This window comes from Paraburkholderia sp. A1RI_3L (assembly GCF_048957895.1).
Taxonomy (GTDB): Bacteria; Pseudomonadota; Gammaproteobacteria; order Burkholderiales; family Burkholderiaceae; genus Paraburkholderia; species Paraburkholderia kururiensis.
On sequence record NZ_JARCHA010000002.1, the window covers coordinates 344,182 to 361,350 of the forward strand.

15 protein-coding genes are annotated in these 17,169 nt (G+C 63.9%); 3 read left to right on the plus strand and 12 right to left on the minus strand.

Features of this window, described 5'->3' with window-relative positions:
- Nucleotides 1-57: 57 nt before the first annotated feature.
- From lapB to gyrA, 12 genes are all read right to left on the minus strand, one after another.
- Nucleotides 58-1,233 (minus strand): lipopolysaccharide assembly protein LapB, encoded by a 1,176-nt coding sequence (lapB, locus tag PXJ20_RS07670; protein ID WP_017774586.1) that lies wholly within the window; start codon nt 1,231-1,233, stop codon nt 58-60.
- Nucleotides 1,234-1,297: 64 nt separating this feature from the next.
- Nucleotides 1,298-1,591: a LapA family protein gene (locus PXJ20_RS07675; RefSeq protein WP_017774585.1), complete on the minus strand. Its 294-nt coding sequence runs from the start codon at nt 1,589-1,591 to the stop codon at nt 1,298-1,300.
- Between the two features lie 223 nt (nt 1,592-1,814).
- Nucleotides 1,815-2,138: an integration host factor subunit beta gene (locus PXJ20_RS07680; RefSeq protein WP_017774584.1), complete on the minus strand. Its 324-nt coding sequence runs from the start codon at nt 2,136-2,138 to the stop codon at nt 1,815-1,817.
- Between the two features lie 23 nt (nt 2,139-2,161).
- Complete coding sequence (gene rpsA / locus PXJ20_RS07685) at nt 2,162-3,892, minus strand: 30S ribosomal protein S1 (RefSeq protein WP_081884853.1); 1,731 nt, start codon at nt 3,890-3,892, stop codon at nt 2,162-2,164.
- Nucleotides 3,893-4,069: 177 nt separating this feature from the next.
- Nucleotides 4,070-4,780 carry a (d)CMP kinase gene (cmk, locus tag PXJ20_RS07690; protein ID WP_017774582.1) on the minus strand — a complete coding sequence of 237 codons (711 nt, stop codon included), beginning with the start codon at nt 4,778-4,780 and terminating at the stop codon, nt 4,070-4,072.
- Between the two features lie 4 nt (nt 4,781-4,784).
- On the minus strand, nt 4,785-6,089 hold the full coding sequence (gene aroA / locus PXJ20_RS07695) for a 3-phosphoshikimate 1-carboxyvinyltransferase (protein WP_017774581.1): 1,305 nt from the start codon (nt 6,087-6,089) through the stop codon (nt 4,785-4,787).
- Nucleotides 6,090-6,102: 13 nt separating this feature from the next.
- Complete coding sequence (locus PXJ20_RS07700) at nt 6,103-7,098, minus strand: prephenate dehydrogenase (protein WP_421030939.1); 996 nt, start codon at nt 7,096-7,098, stop codon at nt 6,103-6,105.
- Nucleotides 7,099-7,171: 73 nt separating this feature from the next.
- Entirely contained in the window at nt 7,172-8,284 is a 1,113-nt protein-coding gene (gene hisC, locus PXJ20_RS07705) for a histidinol-phosphate transaminase (RefSeq protein ID WP_413212290.1), read from the minus strand.
- Nucleotides 8,285-8,510: 226 nt separating this feature from the next.
- Nucleotides 8,511-9,593 (minus strand): prephenate dehydratase, encoded by a 1,083-nt coding sequence (gene pheA / locus PXJ20_RS07710; RefSeq protein ID WP_017774578.1) that lies wholly within the window; start codon nt 9,591-9,593, stop codon nt 8,511-8,513.
- Nucleotides 9,594-9,650: 57 nt separating this feature from the next.
- Complete coding sequence (serC, locus tag PXJ20_RS07715) at nt 9,651-10,733, minus strand: 3-phosphoserine/phosphohydroxythreonine transaminase (RefSeq protein ID WP_199540325.1); 1,083 nt, start codon at nt 10,731-10,733, stop codon at nt 9,651-9,653.
- A 252-nt stretch (nt 10,734-10,985) separates the two neighbouring features.
- Nucleotides 10,986-11,585, minus strand: a complete 600-nt coding sequence (locus tag PXJ20_RS07720) for a DUF2059 domain-containing protein (RefSeq protein WP_026121387.1) — start codon at nt 11,583-11,585, stop codon at nt 10,986-10,988.
- Between the two features lie 126 nt (nt 11,586-11,711).
- Nucleotides 11,712-14,354 carry a DNA gyrase subunit A gene (gyrA, locus tag PXJ20_RS07725; RefSeq protein WP_421029696.1) on the minus strand — a complete coding sequence of 881 codons (2,643 nt, stop codon included), beginning with the start codon at nt 14,352-14,354 and terminating at the stop codon, nt 11,712-11,714.
- Between the two features lie 500 nt (nt 14,355-14,854).
- Between gyrA and ompA the strand changes: the two genes are divergently transcribed.
- The 3 genes from ompA to gph all read left to right on the plus strand — a co-directional run bounded on the left by ompA (nt 14,855) and on the right by gph (nt 17,164).
- Nucleotides 14,855-15,505, plus strand: a complete 651-nt coding sequence (gene ompA, locus PXJ20_RS07730; protein ID WP_026121386.1) for an outer membrane protein OmpA — start codon at nt 14,855-14,857, stop codon at nt 15,503-15,505.
- Nucleotides 15,506-15,719: 214 nt separating this feature from the next.
- A complete protein-coding gene (ubiG, locus tag PXJ20_RS07735) occupies nt 15,720-16,418 on the plus strand; it encodes a bifunctional 2-polyprenyl-6-hydroxyphenol methylase/3-demethylubiquinol 3-O-methyltransferase UbiG (RefSeq protein ID WP_421029697.1) in 699 nt (232 codons plus the stop codon).
- A gap of 32 nt (nt 16,419-16,450) precedes the next feature.
- On the plus strand, nt 16,451-17,164 hold the full coding sequence (gene gph, locus PXJ20_RS07740; RefSeq protein ID WP_421029698.1) for a phosphoglycolate phosphatase: 714 nt from the start codon (nt 16,451-16,453) through the stop codon (nt 17,162-17,164).
- The last annotated feature ends 5 nt before the right edge of the window (nt 17,165-17,169 follow it).

The window sequence follows — 17,169 nt, forward strand, 5'->3', positions numbered from 1 at the left end:
AGGCCCGGGCAATCTTCGTGCAGCAAGCGCCCGCGCGAGCGGGGCTGCTGCGGCGCCTCAGCTCGAAGCGGTAATCGGCTCGACGCGGCGCGGCGCGTAGGTTTCCCAGCCGCTGCAGCCGGGACATTGCCAGTAGAAGAGACGCGCCCGGAAACCGCAATTCTGGCACGTATACCGTGGCAGATTTTTGGTGCGCTGCCGGATCAGCGTGCGCATGAGTTCGAGTTCGCTCTTGCGCGGTTCCTCGGCGGTGGCTTGCTGGGCTTCCAGCAAGCGCATCATGCCCGCGAGGTTGGGCGACTTCTGCATCTGCGCGCGCGCGAGCGCGTGCGCAGCGTCGAGACCGCGCAGGTTCTCGACATAGCGGTACGCCACGTCGAGCAGATCGTTCGACGGATAGCGGTCCACCCACGACGTGAGCAACTGCACGCCCTCTTCGGCACGGCCGAGCGTCTCGTACGTCTTCATCACCTTTTCGGCGACGAGCGGCAGATACGATGCGTTCTGCTCCTCGACGCGGCGCCATTGCGCGAGCGCGGCCTCGTGATGGCCGGCCGCCGCATCCACATCGCCCGTCAGGATCGTGGCGCGCACGTTCTGGGCATTCGCCTTCAGCGCGAGATCGAGCTGACGACGTGCCTCGTCGGGCTTCTTCTGCTGCAGCGCTTCCTGCGCAAGTTCGCAATGGAACTGCGCGATTTCGAGATCGAGCGAAGCCGCGCCCATGGTCTCCAGCTTGCGAGCCGTGTCGATGGAGCGGTTCCAGTCCTTTTCGATCTCGTAGATGGTGAGCAGCGCGCGCTGGGCACCGAGGGCGTAGTCGCCAGCTTCGAGCGCCCGGAACGTCTCTTCGGCGCGATCGAGCAGGCCTGCCTTCAGGAAGTCCTGACCCAGCTCATAGAGCGCGTGATCGCGCTCGCTCGCGGGCAGGTCGGCGCGAGAGAGCAGGTTCTGATGCACGCGGATCGCCCGGTCCGTTTCGCCGCGACGACGAAACAGGTTGCCGAGGGCGAAGTGCAGCTCCACGGTTTCGGGATCGAGCTTAGCAACCTCGATGAAGGCATCGATCGCCTTGTCGGGCTGCTCATTGAGCAGGAAGTTGAGGCCGCGGAAATACGAACGCGGAAGATTGGCGCTTTCGGAAAGCAACGCCTTGAGGTCGTAGCGCGCCGCCATCCAGCCGAGCGCGAACGCGACCGGTATGACGAGGAGCCACCAGAAATCCAGATCCATGCGAACGATGGTAAAGGCAGGAACAAAGCCGCGCGCGAACGGCGCGCGGCGACGGGAGTTTGGGTCAGATGAGCGGCGGCATGGGCGGCTCGGCCACCGGCGCCGGCGTCTCGCGCGCGGCGCGAAGATCGCGCTTCAGGCGGCCGTTCTCGAGCCTCAGTCGAAACACCTGCGGCAGCAGCGAAACGAGGCCCGCCAGCAGGCCAACCACGAAGAAGACGAGGCCGATCAGGATCAGCGGCGCCTGCCACGCATAGCCGGCAAGGAAATTCAGCGTAGCGCTCTGCGTGTTCGCAAGCGCAAGCACGAGCAGCAAGACGAACACCAGTACACGAATCAGCCAGGCGATAAATTTCATGAAGAGGTCTCTTGGCAGTTGCAGGGCGGCGCCGGCCGTGGGATGCCGCACCACGGAAGGTCCGCGCCGAAGTGACCCGTATTGTAAATGAAGCCCTGGCCCAACAGACGTAGGCGGTAAGCCGCGGAAAGCAGGCAGAAAAAAAGCGCCCGGAGGCGCTTTTTTAATCAATGCCGTCTGACGTTAGCCGCCGGCTGCATTCAGGACCATCGGAAGACGGCGCTTACTGATCGTCGTCCGGCTCCTCGGCCTTGAGCGGTTCGCCCGAACGCCGGTCCACACGCTCGCGCAGTTCCTTGCCCGGCTTGAAGTGCGGTACGTGCTTCTCCGGTACCAGCACCTTCTCGCCCGACTTCGGATTGCGCCCGACGCGCGACGGACGGCGGTTCAGCCCGAAGCTGCCAAAGCCGCGAATTTCGATGCGATGTCCTTTCGCAAGCGCTTCGGACATCGCGTCGAGCATCGTCTTGACCGCGAAATCCGCATCCTTGAGGACAAGTTGCGGAAATCGCGTAGCCAGCTGCGCGACCAATTCAGATTTGGTCATACTTCAGCGAGCCTCCTCGAGGCTTACTGGTTCTGGCCGTCGAGCTTGGCCTTCAACAGCGCGCCGAGGTTCGTCGTGCCGCTTGCCGCCGCGTTCGTGTCGGACGAGATGGTGCGCAGGGCTTCCTGCTGCTCGGCCGAATCCTTCGCCTTGATCGACAGGTTGATGCCGCGCGACTTGCGATCGATGTTGATGATCATCGCGTTGACCTTGTCGCCTTCCTTCAGCACGTTACGTGCGTCTTCGACGCGGTCCTGAGCGATTTCCGACGCGCGCAGGTAGCCTTCGACGTCAGCCGTGAGCTGCACCACAGCGCCCTTCGCGTCCACGGCCTTGACCGTACCGTCGACGATCGAGCCCTTGTCGTTCATGGCCACGAAGTTGCTGAACGGGTCGCCTTCGAGCTGCTTGATGCCGAGCGAAATGCGTTCCTTCTCGACGTCGATGCCGAGCACGACCGCTTCCACTTCGTCGCCCTTCTTGTACTTGCGCACGGCTTCTTCGCCGGTCTCGCTCCACGACAGGTCGGAGAGGTGAACCAGGCCGTCGATGCCGCCAGGCAGACCGATGAACACGCCGAAGTCGGTGATCGACTTGATGGCGCCGCTGATCTTGTCGCCCTTCTTGAAGTTGCGGCTGAAGTCGTCCCACGGGTTCGGCTTGCACTGCTTCATGCCGAGGCTGATACGGCGGCGGTCTTCGTCGATCTCGAGGACCATGACTTCGACTTCGTCGCCCAGCTGCACGACCTTCGACGGTGCAACGTTCTTGTTGGTCCAGTCCATTTCCGACACGTGGACGAGGCCTTCGATGCCCGATTCCACTTCGACGAATGCGCCGTAGTCGGTGATGTTGGTGACCTTGCCAAACAGGCGCGTGCCCGACGGGTAGCGGCGCGAGATGCCTTCCCACGGATCGTCGCCGAGCTGCTTGATGCCGAGCGAAACGCGGTTCTTTTCCTGGTCGAACTTGAGGATCTTCGCGGTGACTTCCTGGCCAACCGACAGCACTTCGCTCGGGTGACGCACGCGACGCCACGCGATGTCGGTGATGTGCAGCAGGCCGTCGATACCGCCCAGGTCCACAAACGCGCCGTAGTCGGTGATGTTCTTGACCACGCCGTTGACGATCGCGCCTTCCTTGAGCGTCTCGAGCAGCTTCGCGCGCTCTTCGCCCTGGGTAGCTTCGATCACGGCACGGCGCGACAGCACGACGTTGTTACGCTTGCGGTCGAGCTTGATGACGCGGAATTCGAGCGTCTTGCCTTCGTACGGGGTGGTGTCCTTGACCGGACGCGTGTCGACGAGCGAACCCGGCAGGAACGCGCGGATGCCGTTGACCATCACGGTCATACCGCCCTTCACCTTGCCCGTGATCGTACCGGTCACGAGTTCGTTGTTGTCGAGGGCCTTTTCCAGCGACAGCCACGAAGCCAGACGCTTCGCCTTGTCGCGCGACAGGATGGTGTCGCCATAGCCGTTTTCCAGCGCGTCGATCGCGACGGAAACGAAATCGCCCGCCTGAACCTCAACCTCGCCCTGGTCGTTCAGGAATTCCTCGATGGGAATGTAGGCCTCGGACTTGAGGCCGGCATTGACGACCACGAAGTTGTGATCGACACGCACGACTTCGGCAGAGATGACTTCGCCGGCGCGCATGTCCTGGCGGGTCAGCGACTCTTCGAACAGAGCCGCGAAAGATTCGGTATTCGGGGTAGAGGTTTGCAGGTCGGACATAAAAATCGGAAGTTGCATGGTTTTCGCCGCTCGACTTGCTGGACGCGCCAGGTGGCACGCCTGCCGACTGCTGCGCCGCAACGAAAACGTTCGCGGCCCGATGCGAAAGCCATACGGGGTTAAAGGGTTTAACACACGCTCCGCGTTTCACGGCGGAGCACCTACTGCTCGCTGCTTACTGCTAATTCTTGCTGCCTACTGTCTGCCGTGGGCACCGTCATGCTGGGCGCCCGGCACTGCGCGGTACCACTGCACCACTTCACCAACCGCCTGGTCGATGGAGAGCGCCGAGGTATCGAGCAGCCTTGCATCTGCCGCAGGCTTGAGCGGCGCGGCCGCACGCGTACTGTCGCGCTCGTCGCGTTCACGCAAATCCCGGAGCAAGTCATCCATATTAGCAGAAAAACCTTTTTGGATCAATTGCTTATGCCGGCGCGCCGCGCGGGCCTCCACGCTTGCCGTCAGAAAGACCTTCAGCGCGGCATCCGGGAAGATGACGGTACCCATGTCGCGGCCGTCCGCAACGAGGCCCGGCGGCTTGCGGAAGGCACGCTGGCGCGCTACGAGCGCCGCGCGCACAGCGGGATGAACGGCAATGGCCGAGGCGCGCTTGCCGATCTCTTCGGCCCGGATTTCCGTCGATACGTCCACGCCGTCCAGCTGGGCAAGACCTTCGCGAAACGTGATGTGCAGGTCGTCGACGAGCTTTGCAAGACCGTCGGCGTCCTCCGGCGCGATGCCGTAGCGCACGCTGGCGAGCGCGGCGAGCCGGTACAGGGCGCCGCTGTCGAGCAGGTGAAAGCCGAGGTGCGCCGCCACGAGCGCGGCGACGGTGCCCTTGCCCGAGGCAGTCGGGCCGTCGATGGTGATGACGGGCGTCTGGTGAAAGGGACGGGTCGGTTTCATCAGGTCAGGCTTTCGCGAGCGCGAGGAAGCGCTCGAAGTAGTCAGGAAACGTCTTGCCGACGCATTTCGGGTCGTTGATGCGCACCGGCACGCCGCCCAGGCTCACCAGCGAAAAGCACATGGCCATGCGATGGTCGTCGTAGGTATCGATGGCGGCATTCGGCACGAGCTTCTCGGGCGGCGTCACCACGAGGTAATCCGCGCCTTCCTCGACCTGCGCGCCCACTTTGCGCAGTTCGGTAGCCATCGCGGCGATACGGTCGGTTTCCTTCACGCGCCAGCTCGCGATGTTGCGCAGCGTCGTCGTGCCGCGCGCGAAAAGCGCGGTCACGGCGATCGTCATGGCCGCGTCCGGGATCAGGTTGAAGTCCATGTCAATGGCTTCAAGCCCGCCGCCCACGCGCCCGCTGCCGCGCACTTCGATCCAGTCGTCGCCCATGATGATGTCGGCGCCCATCTTCTCGATGGCATCCGCGAAGCCCACATCGCCCTGGATGCTCGCGCGGCCCACGCCTTCCACGCGTAGCGGTCCACCGCCAATGGCACCCGCCGCAATGAAGTACGACGCCGACGACGCATCGCCCTCCACCATGATGCGGCCCGGCGACTGGTACCGCACGCCCGCGGGAATGGTGAAGCGCTGCCAGCCCTCGCGCGCAACCGTCACGCCGAAGCGCGCCATCAGGCGGATCGTGATGTCGATGTAGGGCTTCGAAATCAGCTCACCGTCCACTTCGACGGTCGTGAAGCCCTCTTTCGCGCGCACGAGCGGCAGGCTCATCAGGAGCGCCGTGAGGAACTGGCTGGACACGTCGCCGCGCACGCGGATCGGCGCGTCCACCGAGAGCGGCGCCGCGCGGATGCGCAACGGCGGGTAGCCCTCGTTCGCCTCGTAGTCGATCTTTGCGCCGATCTGGCGCAGCCCGTCCACGAGGTCGCCGATTGGCCGCTCGTGCATGCGTGCCACGCCATGAATACGGTAGTTGCCGCCGTTGACGGCAAGCGCAGCCGTGAGCGGCCGCACGGCCGTGCCTGCGTTGCCGAGGAACAGATCCGCCGTCTTCGCCGTGAACGCGCCGCGCGTGCCCTGCACGACACAGGTGTCGCCGTCGCGCTGGAGCCGCACGCCGAGCTTCTGCAGCGCGTCGAGCATCACGCGCGTGTCGTCGGAATCGAGCAGGTTCGTGATCGTGGTTTCGCCTTCCGCCAGCGCGGCAAGCAGCAGCACGCGGTTCGAAATGCTCTTCGAACCGGGCAGGCGAACGGTGCCTTCGGCGCGGGTAAACGGTCCGAGGTCGAGGTAGTCCATATGCGTGTCCTGTTTATTCAGCGGGCGCGCCGTCTTCGGGCGGCGCCTCGGGTGTTGCTGCGGCGGGTGCGTCAGCCGCTTCGCCGCTCGTTGCCAGCTTGCCGCCACGCTCCTGCCACGCGGTGCGGGCGACGCGCGAACGCGTAAATACCGCTTCGAGCGCGGCGCCGTCGCCGGCGTCGATCGCCACGCGCAGACGCGCGAGCACCGCGGTATAGGCGTCCAGTTCGTCGAGCAGCGCCTCGCGGTTCGCGAGGCAAATGTCGCGCCACATTTCGGGACTCGACGCGGCGATGCGCGTGAAATCGCGGAAACCGCCCGCGGCGAACGAGAACTTCAGCTCCGCGTCGGGCGAACCGAGAATCTGCTCAACGAGTGCGTACGAGAGTACATGCGGCAAGTGACTCACCGATGCCAGCACGCGGTCGTGCTGCGCGGCGGACATCGCGCCCACTACCGCGCCCGTCGCGCGCCACATCGCCTCGATACGTGCCACCGACTGCGGCGCGTTCTCCGGCAGCGGGCACAGTACGACGTTGCGTCCTACGTACAGGTCGGCCAGCGCCGCGTCCACGCCACTCGACTCGCGACCTGCGATGGGGTGGCCCGGCACGAACTGGCCGATGCGCGCGCCGAGCGCCGCGCGCGCGGCCGCGACGACGTCGGACTTGGTGCTGCCCGCGTCGGTGACGATCGTGGCGGCGTCGAGGAACGGCGCGATGCGCTCCATGAGCGGACGCGTCTGCGCGACGGGCGCGGCGAGCAGCACGATATCGGCGCCGGCGAGCGCCGCGGCAAGCGCGCGGTCGTCGTCGAGCGCTACGGCGGCATCCGTCACGCCGAGTTCGACCGCGCGCGCAGCGGAACTCACCGAACGCGCGACGCCGATCACCTCACGCGCGCCGCCCACGCCGGGCCGCTCGCGCAACGCGCGCGCGAGCGACCCGCCGATCAGCCCGACGCCGAAAATCACAAGTTTGTCGAAAGAGAACGCCACCACGCTGCCCAACCGGAAAGAAGACGTGCCGCAGCGCCCCTGCGGGCTGCGCCACGCCATACTGTTCAACGCCCCATCGAGAGGTTCATGCCGCGACGAGTGTCTTCTCGAGCGCCGCGACGAATGCCTCGTTTTCCTCGGGCAAACCGATCGTCACGCGCAGCCATTGCGGCAAACCGTAGTTGCCGACGGGCCGCACGATCACGCCCTGCTTCAGAAGTTCCAGATTCACGCGGTTGCCCGCGCCGTCGTCGCTGCCCACGCGCACGAGAACGAAGTTGCCGTCCGAAGGCACGTACTCGAGCCCGAGGCGCTCGAACGCCTCGGTCAGGTGCCGATAGCCCTGCGCATTGAGCGCGGCGCTGCGCTCGATGAACGCGCTGTCGTTGAGCGCTGCGATCGCCGCGGCCTGTGCGAGCGTGTTCACGTTGAATGGCTGACGCAGGCGGTTCAGCAGATCCGTGAGTTCCGGCTGCGCAATCGCGAACCCCACGCGCAGGCCGGCCAGACCGTACGCCTTCGAGAACGTGCGCGAGACCATCAGGTTCGGATAGCGCTTCACCCAGCCCATTGCGTCGTAGCGCTTTTCGGCGGGCAGGTATTCGGTGTACGCCTCGTCGAGCACGATGGCCACGTGGCGCGGCACCTTCGCGATGAACGCTTCCAACGTAGCACCGTCGATGAACGTGCCGGTCGGGTTGTTCGGGTTCGCGACGAACACGAGCCGCGTGTCGTCGGCGATCGCGGCCAACATCGCGTCGAGATCGTGGCCGTAATGCACGGCGGGCGTCACGATGGCGCGCGCGCCCAGCCCTTGCGTCGCGAGCGCGTAGACGGCGAACGAGTACTGCGAGTAGACGATCGACTGCCCCTTCTCCACCAGCGCGTGTGCCGCGAGTTCGAGGATGTCGTTGCTGCCGTTGCCGAGGGTGATCCAGTCGGCCGGCACGTCGTAGCGCGCCGCCAGCGCGGCCTTCAGTTCGAACGCGTTCGAGTCGGGATAGCGGCCCAGTTCGCTTGCGGCCTGCGCCATCGCGCGTTGTGCCGACTCCGGCATGCCGAGCGGATTCTCGTTCGACGCGAGCTTGACGATGCGCGCCTCGTCCAGCCCGAATTCGCGGGCGACTTCCGAGATCGGTTTGCCGGCAACGTAGGGCGCGATGGCGCGCACGTAGGTAGGACCGAATTGCATTGTCATGATGGCTCCAGATCGGCGATGGCTGTGTGCGACAAAGGTAATTTGGCTGACGGGGCAGCGCGCCAGGTTGTGGTCGGTATAGCTCGTTAGTGACTCGTTACGCGCTGCCGGGGAACGGCCGAAGTGCCGGCCTCGCATGGCGTCCAGGGCGCCGGCGCATCGGAAAGCCGGTGCAAGGACGGTGCATGGCCAACACAACGCCGCGCAGGACGGCGCCCCCTGTCGTTCAACGGGAACGCGGATACGAACCGAGAATCTTGAGGAACGCTGCCTTCTCTTCGAGCTCAGCGAGCGCAGCCGCAACCGGCGCGTCGTCGCGATGGCCTTCCAGGTCGATATAGAAGTAGTACGCCCATGTGCCCGAACGCGCGGGCCGCGACTCGAAACGCGTCATCGAAACGCCGTGGCGCGCAAGCGGTTCGAGCAGGCGGAACATCGCGCCCGGCTCGTTCTGCACCGAGACGATGAGCGACGTCTGGTCGTAGCCGCTTGGCGCTGCAGGCTCCTTGCCGATCATCACGAAGCGCGTGCGGTTGTGCGGATCGTCCTGAATCAATGCGTACGCCACCTGCAAGCCATAGTGTGCGGCCGCGCGGTCGCCCGCGATCGCGGCCACGGTCGGATCTTCGGAAGCGATACGGGCGGCCTCGGCGTTGCTCGATACCGCCTGGCGCTCCAGGTGCGGCGCATTCGCCGTGAGCCAGTGCTGGCACTGCGCGAGCGCTTGCGCATGGGCGCATATGCGTGTCACGCCGGTGAGGTTGCCCGAAAGCGTCAGCAGGTTGTGATGGATGGGCAGCGCCAGTTCGCCGCCAATGACGAGTTGCGTTTGCAGAAAGAGATCGAGTGTGCGCGAGACCGCGCCTTCCGTGGAGTTCTCGACCGGCACCACGCCGAATTCGGCGGCACCCGCTTCGACGGCGCGAAACACCTCGTCGATCGACGGACACGGCAGCCCTTCGATCGATTGCCCGAAGTACTCGTGCATCGCCTGTTCGCTGTAAGTGCCGACAGGACCGAGAAAAGCGGTCTTGATGCTCTTTTCCAGCGAACGGCTGGCGGCCATGATTTCGCGCCAGATCGCGCTGATGTGCCCGGCGGCGAGCGGCCCTGCGCTCATCGACTGCAGGCGCGCAATCACCTGCTGCTCGCGCTCGGGGCGAAACACCGGCGCGTTGAAATGCTTCTTGACTTCGCCCACTTCGAGCGCGACCGCCGCGCGCTGGTTCAGGAGCGCAATGAGTTGGGCGTCGATCGCGTCGATGCGCTCGCGTAAGGGTTTGAGGCGTGAATTGAGTTCGTCGTCCATGCGTGAAACCGGCCGTATCAGAAAGGACAGAAAGGAAGTGCGCGCAGACGCATGGCGTCAGGCGCAACGCGCTTCGAATTCCTTCATGTACTCGACGAGCGCCTTCACGCCCTCGAGCGGCACCGCGTTGTAAATCGACGCCCGCATGCCGCCGACGGACTTGTGGCCCTTCAGCTGCAACAGCCCGCGCGCTTTCGCGCCGGCAAGGAAATCTTCGTTGCGTGACTCATCGGCGAGGAAGAACGGTACGTTCATCCGCGAGCGCGCATGGCGCTCCACCTTGTTGATGTAGAAGCTGCTCGAATCGATGACATCGTAAAGCAGCTTCGCCTTTTCGATGTTGCGCGCCTCCATCGCCTTGAGGCCGCCTTGACGCTTGAGCCACTTGAACACGAGGCCCGAAATGTAGATCGCGTAGGTGGGCGGCGTGTTGAACATCGAGTTGTTCTCCGCCACCGTCTTCCATTCGAACGCCGAGGGGCAGATCGACATGGCGCGGCCCAGCATGTCCTCGCGCACGATTACCACCGTCACGCCGGCAATGCCGATGTTCTTCTGCGCGCCAGCATAGAGCACGCCGTACTTGGCGATGTCCATGGGACGCGAAAGGATGTGCGACGAAGCGTCTGCCACGAGCGGAATGTCGCCCAGATCGGGGATATCGAACGTCTCGACGCCGTTGATCGTCTCGTTGGTGCACAGGTGCACGTAGGCCGGGTCCTCGGAAAGCTGCCATTCGGTGCGCGCGGGAGCGCGCGTGAAGCCGTCTTCCGTCTTGCCGGTTGCCGCGACGTGCGCGGTGCCGTACTTCTGCGCTTCCTTGAACGACTTCTGCGACCACGAACCCGTGATGATGAAGTCGGCGCGCGGCTTCGAACCGAACAGGTTCATGGGCACGATGGCGTTTTCGCCAATGCCGCCACCCTGCAGGAAAAGAATGTGGTGGCTCGCCGGCACCTCGAGCAGCTCGCGCAGATCGACGAGCGCCTCCTGGTGGATCGACATGAACTCCGCGCCGCGATGGCTCATTTCCATGACGCTCATGCCGCTGCCGTGCCAGTCGAGCATTTCGTCGGCGGCCTGGCGAAGCACTTCTTCGGGCAATGCCGCTGGTCCGGCGGAGAAGTTAAAGACGCGCATGTGAAGAACCCCGAGGCAGGCGCTGCGGCAAAGAAAGACCGAATACCGCGATACCGCGCCCAGAAAAGAAAAAGGCCGCTTGCGCAGATCGCGCAAACGGCCATTATCGCACCCTCGCCACCAACCCGCCAAACCAGGCGGCCTATGCCGCGAGGCTTTCAGGCGCGCCGCCCGAGGCAACGAACGATGCCGCGAGCAAACGCCGGAGCGTGGCGAGAAAGACTGGCGCCGCCGGTGTGGCGACGCGTCTTCTTACTTGGCCGGCTTGACCGAAGCGACTTCCTTGTCAGCCTGGTCGCGGGTCGCCTTGATCGATTGCGGCATGTACTTCTGCATCAGACCGTTCACAACGTCGCGGCCCACCTGGTCTTGCACCTGGATGAACTTGCGGCCCGTCGGGCTCTTGTAGAACGTGGTCAGGTCCTTGATTTCCTGCGCGCTGTAGTACTTCGCGTAGGCGTCGTACTGAGCTTGCATGGCGTCCTGGCGGAATTGGTCCGTAGCGAAAACCTGGCCTGCCGAGTCAACCAGCTTCGGCACGGCATTCTTCTGCAGGGTCGGCACGGCGGCCTGCTTCTGCTTGTCCGACAGCGTCTTGTTCTCCGACAGCGCGTCCGACAGGATGGCCGGCACGAGCTGCTTGGCCTGCATCTGGGCGCTGTTGCCGATGGCACCGACGAGTTTCTGTGCATCGATTGCGTCGAGCAGGTCCTTGATCGCGGCCTGCTTGGCCGGATCGACCGGTGCTGCAGTCGCGCTCGCTGCCGGCGCCTGGCTCTGCAGAGCCTGAGCCATTGCGAAGGTCGGCACAAGAGCGGCCAGCAACATTACCTGCTTGAATCGTTTTTGCATCATTACTCCCTAAGAGAAATTAGTCGAACTCTCGCCTGCGGACTCAAAAAAACGGCGCCATCTGTTCTCGTCTGGCGCCGCTTCCAGCCTGCAAGGCCTAACCATTGCCTGCGGGCGGGCGCGGTTTTAACTCTCCGCGCCGTCTTCACCCGGGTCAGCCGCTTCGCCACCGTCGGCAGCCGACGCGTCGGCGTCTCCTTCAGCTTCGGCCTCCGCCTCTGCAATGTGTTGCAGACCCGAAAGCTTCGTTCCTTCGTCAAGGCTGATGAGTGTAACACCTTGCGTTGCGCGCCCCATTTCACGGACTTCCGACACGCGCGTGCGAATCAGCACGCCCGTCGTCGTAATCAGCATGATTTCCGATTCCGGGTCTACGAGGGTCGCGGCGACCACCTTGCCGTTGCGCTCCGACGTCTGGATCGCGATCATGCCCTTCGTGCCGCGGCCGTGACGCGTGTATTCCGTAATCGGCGTGCGTTTGCCGAAACCGTTTTCCGTGGCCGTTAGCACCGACTGCCGCTCGTCGCCGGCCACCAGCATGGCGATTACCTGCTGGCCGTCTTCGAGTTGCATGCCGCGCACACCGCGCGCTTCGCGCCCCATGGGGCGCACGTCGTTTTCGTCGAAGCGAACCGCCTTGCCGGAGTCGGAGAACAGCATCACGTCGTGCTGGCCATCGGTGATGGCCGCGCCAATCAGGTAATCACCGTCGTCCAGACCGACCGCAATAATACCCTTGCGCAATGGTCTGCTGAAAGCCTCCAGCGGCGTCTTCTTGACCGTGCCGAGCGCCGTTCCCATGAAAACGTACTTGTCGGCCGAAAATTCCTTCACGGGCAGCACGACCGTGATCTTCTCGCCTTCCTGCAGCGGGAACATGTTCACGATGGGGCGACCACGCGAGTTGCGCGAGCCTTGCGGCACCTCGTAGACCTTCACCCAGTAAACGCGGCCGCGGTTCGAGAAGCACAGGATGTGATCGTGCGTGTTGGCGATGAACAGCGTGTCGATCCAGTCGTCTTCTTTCATCGAGGTGGCCTGCTTGCCGCGACCGCCCCGCTTCTGGGCTCGATATTCCGACAACGGCTGCGATTTGACGTAGCCCGTGTGCGACATCGTTACGACCATGTCCTGCGGCGTGATGAGGTCTTCGGTGTTGAGCTCCGTGGCGTTCATCTCGATCTTCGAGCGACGCTTGTCGCCGAATTCGGTTTTGATCGCCGCGAGTTCGTCGGAGATGATAGACGTTACACGCTCCGGCCGGGCCAGGATGTCCAGCAGGTCGGCGATCTGCGTCATGACTTCGCGATACTCGCCAATGATCTTGTCCTGCTCGAGACCCGTGAGGCGCTGCAGCCGCATTTGCAGGATTTCCTGCGCCTGCGTATCCGACAGACGGTAAAGTCCGTCGCCCTGCATGCCGAACGCCGGGCTTAAGCCTTCCGGACGGTACGCGTCGCGGCCGCCGGCGGTGGCGTTCTCGGACTCTGCGCGCGTCAGCATCTCGCGCACGAGGGACGAGTCCCACGACCGCGCCATCAATTCCTGCTTGGCGATGGGCGGAGTAGGCGCTGCCTTGATGATCGCGATGAACTCGTCGATATTGGCGAGCGCAACGGCGAGACCTTCCAGCACATGGCCACGCTCGCGCGCCTTGCGCAGTTCGTAGATGGTGCGCCGGGTGAGCACTTCGCGCCGGTGGGCGAGGAAGTACTCGAGCATTTCCTTGAGGTTCAGCAGCTTCGGCTGGTTGTCGACGAGCGCAACCATGTTCATGCCGAAGGTGTCCTGCAGCTGCGTAGCCTTGTACAGATTGTTGAGGATGACCTCGGGCACTTCGCCGCGCTTGAGCTCGATCACGACGCGCATGCCGCTCTTGTCGGATTCGTCGCGGATGTCCGAGATGCCTTCCAGCTTCTTCTCGTTGACCAGTTCCGCGATGCGCTCGAGCAGCGAACGCTTGTTGACCTGGTACGGCAGCTCATCAACGATGATCGCCATGCGCTGGCCGCGATCGATTTCCTCGAAGTGGGTCGTCGCGCGCATCACGACGCGGCCGCGGCCCGTGCGATAGCCGTCGCGCACACCGGCGACGCCGTAGATGATGCCGGCCGTCGGAAAATCGGGGGCCGGGACAATCTCGATCAATTCGTCGATCGTCGCCTCGGGGTGCTTCAGCAGGTGCTGGCACGCATCGACGACCTCATTCAGATTGTGCGGCGGGATGTTCGTCGCCATGCCGACCGCAATGCCCGACGAACCATTGATCAGCAGATTCGGGATGCGGGCCGGCAGGATCAGCGGCTCGCTTTCGCTGCCGTCGTAGTTGGGCCCGAAGTCGACCGTTTCTTTGTCGATGTCGGCGAGCAGTTCATGGCCGATTTTGGCCATGCGGATTTCGGTGTACCGCATGGCGGCGGCGTTGTCGCCGTCCACGGAGCCGAAGTTGCCCTGACCGTCCACGAGCATGTAACGCAGCGAGAAGTCTTGCGCCATCCGCACGATCGTGTCGTAGACCGCCGTGTCGCCGTGAGGATGGTACTTACCGATGACGTCGCCGACGATACGCGCCGACTTCTTGTAGGCGCGGTTCCAGTCGTTGTTGAGCTCGTGCATGGCGTAGAGAACGCGCCTGTGAACGGGCTTCAGGCCATCGCGAACGTCCGGAAGCGCACGCCCCACGATCACGCTCATCGCGTAATCGAGATACGAGCGACGCATTTCCTCCTCGAGGGAGATGGGCAGGGTCTCTTTGGCGAATTGATCCATTTATCCGTGTCTTGTGCGTACTTGCTCGGGTGCCGCACCCTCCTTCGCACACGTGCTTTGCTGGCTAAAGCAAAGCGGTGGCAGGGCGCCGGGCATCACGCGATTCTACCACGCGCCAACTCCCGCCCCGCGCCTACGTATACCTATTAGAGGGAGGCCGGGCCGACGCCTCGAAGCTGCGTCAAAAAGACCACCGAAGGGATCAACGGGACACGCCACCAATGGCACTCGGTCGGCTATGCGGCCGCAAACCCACGCCGGGCGGCCTTTTGTTGCGCATGCACCACAATTGGAACCGGGCTGCCAGGAGGGGCGGCTTTTTTTATCGTCGGACGGGAACGATATGGCAAAATGCCAACGCACAAAGTCAGACGCTGCTCGAAGTCTATACAAAGCGTCGCTCACAACGCACCGATGTTATACTTCGAGCAATGTATGACTTGTCTTCGTCATCAGGCTCGCAGTAAACCTGCGGTAATCTCAATTTCGAGAGGAGAAATATGAATAAACTTTCAAAGCTCGCGTTCATTGCAGCTACCGCAGTTATGGCTGCATCCGCTTCGGCACAGTCCGTGCCGGCGTCGCGACAAGCCACGAATGACAACTGGGTGAACGGCACCGGCGAATACGTGTGGATGAACGGCACGAACGAGCTTTGCTGGCGCGATGCGTTCTGGACGCCGGCAACGGCTAACGCAAAGTGCGACGGCGCACTGGTCGCCCAGGCACCGCAACCGCCGGTCGCTCAACCGCCGGCACCGGCTCCCATCACGAGCCAGAAGATCACGTATCAAGCCGACACGCTGTTCGACTTCGACAAGGCTGTCCTGAAGCCGGCCGGCAAGCAAAAGCTTGACGAGCTCGCATCGAAGATCCAGGGCCTGAACCTCGAAGTGGTCGTTGCAACGGGCTACACGGACCGCATCGGTTCGGACAAGTACAACGACCGTCTGTCGCTGCGCCGCGCTCAAGCTGTGAAGGCATACCTGGTCAGCAAGGGCATCGACGCCAACCGTATCTACACGGAAGGCAAGGGCAAGCGTAACCCGGTCACGACGGGCTGCAACCAGAAGAACCGCAAGCAACTCATCGCCTGCCTCGCACCGGATCGTCGCGTGGAAGTCGAAGTTGTCGGTACTTCGAAGCAGTAAGCAGCAAGTTACCGCAGCATCCAAAGCCCCGCTTCGGCGGGGCTTTTTTTCGTCTGGCGCTCGCCCAAAGTGGCTCCGTCCTGCGTCGCCCGCGCGACAGCTGACCGCGCGCAATCCGGAAGTGCTGCATTTTGCCGCCATGGCACGCCGCCTATATACTCCGGGTTTATCCCCGTTCCCCGCTCCGCGCGCCCCAATCAAGGCCGTCCGACCCATGACCAACGCCGATCCCCACGAACTGCAGAAATTCAGCGATCTCGCGCATCGTTGGTGGGACCCGAATGCCGAGTTCAAGCCGCTGCACGAGCTGAATCCGGTGCGGCTCGACTGGATCGACGCGCACGCGCATCTTGCAGGCAAGCGCGTGCTCGACATTGGCTGCGGCGGCGGCATCCTGTCCGAATCCATGGCCGGGCTTGGCGCGAACGTCAAGGGCATCGACCTTTCCCACGAGGCACTCGGCGTCGCCGACCTGCATAGCCTGGAAAGCGGCGTCACGGTCGAATACGAGGAGATTGCCGCCGAAGCGCTTGCGGCCCGCGAGCCGGCCTCGTACGACGTCGTGACCTGCATGGAAATGCTCGAGCACGTGCCGGAGCCGGCGGCGATCGTCGCGGCCTGCGCAGCGCTCGTCAAACCAGGCGGCTGGGTGTTCTTCTCCACGCTCAACCGCAACGTGAAGTCGTATCTGCTTGCCGTGGTCGGCGCCGAATACATCGCCCGCATGCTGCCGCGGGGCACGCACGACTACGCGCGCTTCATCCGTCCGTCCGAACTCGCCGGCTTCGTGCGCGCCGCCAGGCTGAACACGGCCGACATCAAAGGCATTGTCTACCACCCGATCAGCAAGCATTTCGCGCTGTCGGACGATACCAGCGTCAACTACCTGCTCGCCTGCCGGCGCGAGGCCTGAGCCTCTACCGTTCGCACGCCAAAACCACGTTCATGAGCGACCCGACGCCCCTGCCCCAGCGCGAAAACGACGACGCCTCCATCCGTCTCTGTCAGGCTGTGCTGTTCGATCTGGACGGCACCCTTGCCGACACCGCGCCTGACCTCGCTGCTGCTGTGAACCGCATGCGACACGAACGCGGCCTGGAAATGGTGCCGCTCGACAAGCTGCGGCCGCTTGCGTCGGCGGGTGCACGCGGTCTAATCAGCGGCGCGTTTGGCATCGGGCCCGATCATCACGATTACGCCACTTTGCGCGAAGAATTCCTCGCCAACTACGAGGCCGACCTGTGCATCGAAACGACGCTCTTCCCGGGCATCGATACGGTGCTCGACGAACTGGATGCGCGCGGCGTGCGCTGGGGCATCGTGACGAACAAGGTCACACGGCTCACCGAACCGCTTGTTGCGCTGCTCGGTCTCGAAGAACGCGCGAGCTGCGTGGTCAGCGGCGACACCACACCGCACTCCAAACCGCATCCCGCCCCGCTGCTCCATGCCGCGAAGGCGCTCGACATGGAGCCGGAGCGCGTCGTCTATGTCGGCGACGATCTGCGGGATGTCCAGGCCGGGTTTGCGGCCGGCATGGTTACCGTGGCGGCGGCCTACGGCTATTGTGGCGACGACCTGCCCCCCTCCCATTGGCATGCGCAGCACGTCGTCGAATCCACGGCCCAGCTGCGTCTGCTCCTGCGCGACATCAGCTGAGGGGC

Bases quoted from the DNA above. Each gene is read 5' to 3' on its own strand.
- hisC (WP_413212290.1), bottom strand. From the start codon at position 8,284: ATGACAATGCAATTCGGTCCTACCTACGTGCGCGCCATCGCGCCCTAC.
- gph (WP_421029698.1), top strand. From the start codon at position 16,451: ATGAGCGACCCGACGCCCCTGCCCCAGCGCGAAAACGACGACGCCTCC.
- serC (WP_199540325.1), bottom strand. From the start codon at position 10,733: ATGCGCGTCTTTAACTTCTCCGCCGGACCAGCGGCATTGCCCGAAGAA.
- ubiG (WP_421029697.1), top strand. From the start codon at position 15,720: ATGACCAACGCCGATCCCCACGAACTGCAGAAATTCAGCGATCTCGCG.
- aroA (WP_017774581.1), bottom strand. From the start codon at position 6,089: ATGGACTACCTCGACCTCGGACCGTTTACCCGCGCCGAAGGCACCGTT.
- cmk (WP_017774582.1), bottom strand. From the start codon at position 4,780: ATGAAACCGACCCGTCCCTTTCACCAGACGCCCGTCATCACCATCGAC.
- rpsA (WP_081884853.1), bottom strand. From the start codon at position 3,892: ATGCAACTTCCGATTTTTATGTCCGACCTGCAAACCTCTACCCCGAAT.
- lapB (WP_017774586.1), bottom strand. From the start codon at position 1,233: ATGGATCTGGATTTCTGGTGGCTCCTCGTCATACCGGTCGCGTTCGCG.
- pheA (WP_017774578.1), bottom strand. From the start codon at position 9,593: ATGGACGACGAACTCAATTCACGCCTCAAACCCTTACGCGAGCGCATC.
- ompA (WP_026121386.1), top strand. From the start codon at position 14,855: ATGAATAAACTTTCAAAGCTCGCGTTCATTGCAGCTACCGCAGTTATG.
- PXJ20_RS07680 (WP_017774584.1), bottom strand. From the start codon at position 2,138: ATGACCAAATCTGAATTGGTCGCGCAGCTGGCTACGCGATTTCCGCAA.
- PXJ20_RS07720 (WP_026121387.1), bottom strand. From the start codon at position 11,585: ATGCAAAAACGATTCAAGCAGGTAATGTTGCTGGCCGCTCTTGTGCCG.
- PXJ20_RS07675 (WP_017774585.1), bottom strand. From the start codon at position 1,591: ATGAAATTTATCGCCTGGCTGATTCGTGTACTGGTGTTCGTCTTGCTG.
- gyrA (WP_421029696.1), bottom strand. From the start codon at position 14,354: ATGGATCAATTCGCCAAAGAGACCCTGCCCATCTCCCTCGAGGAGGAA.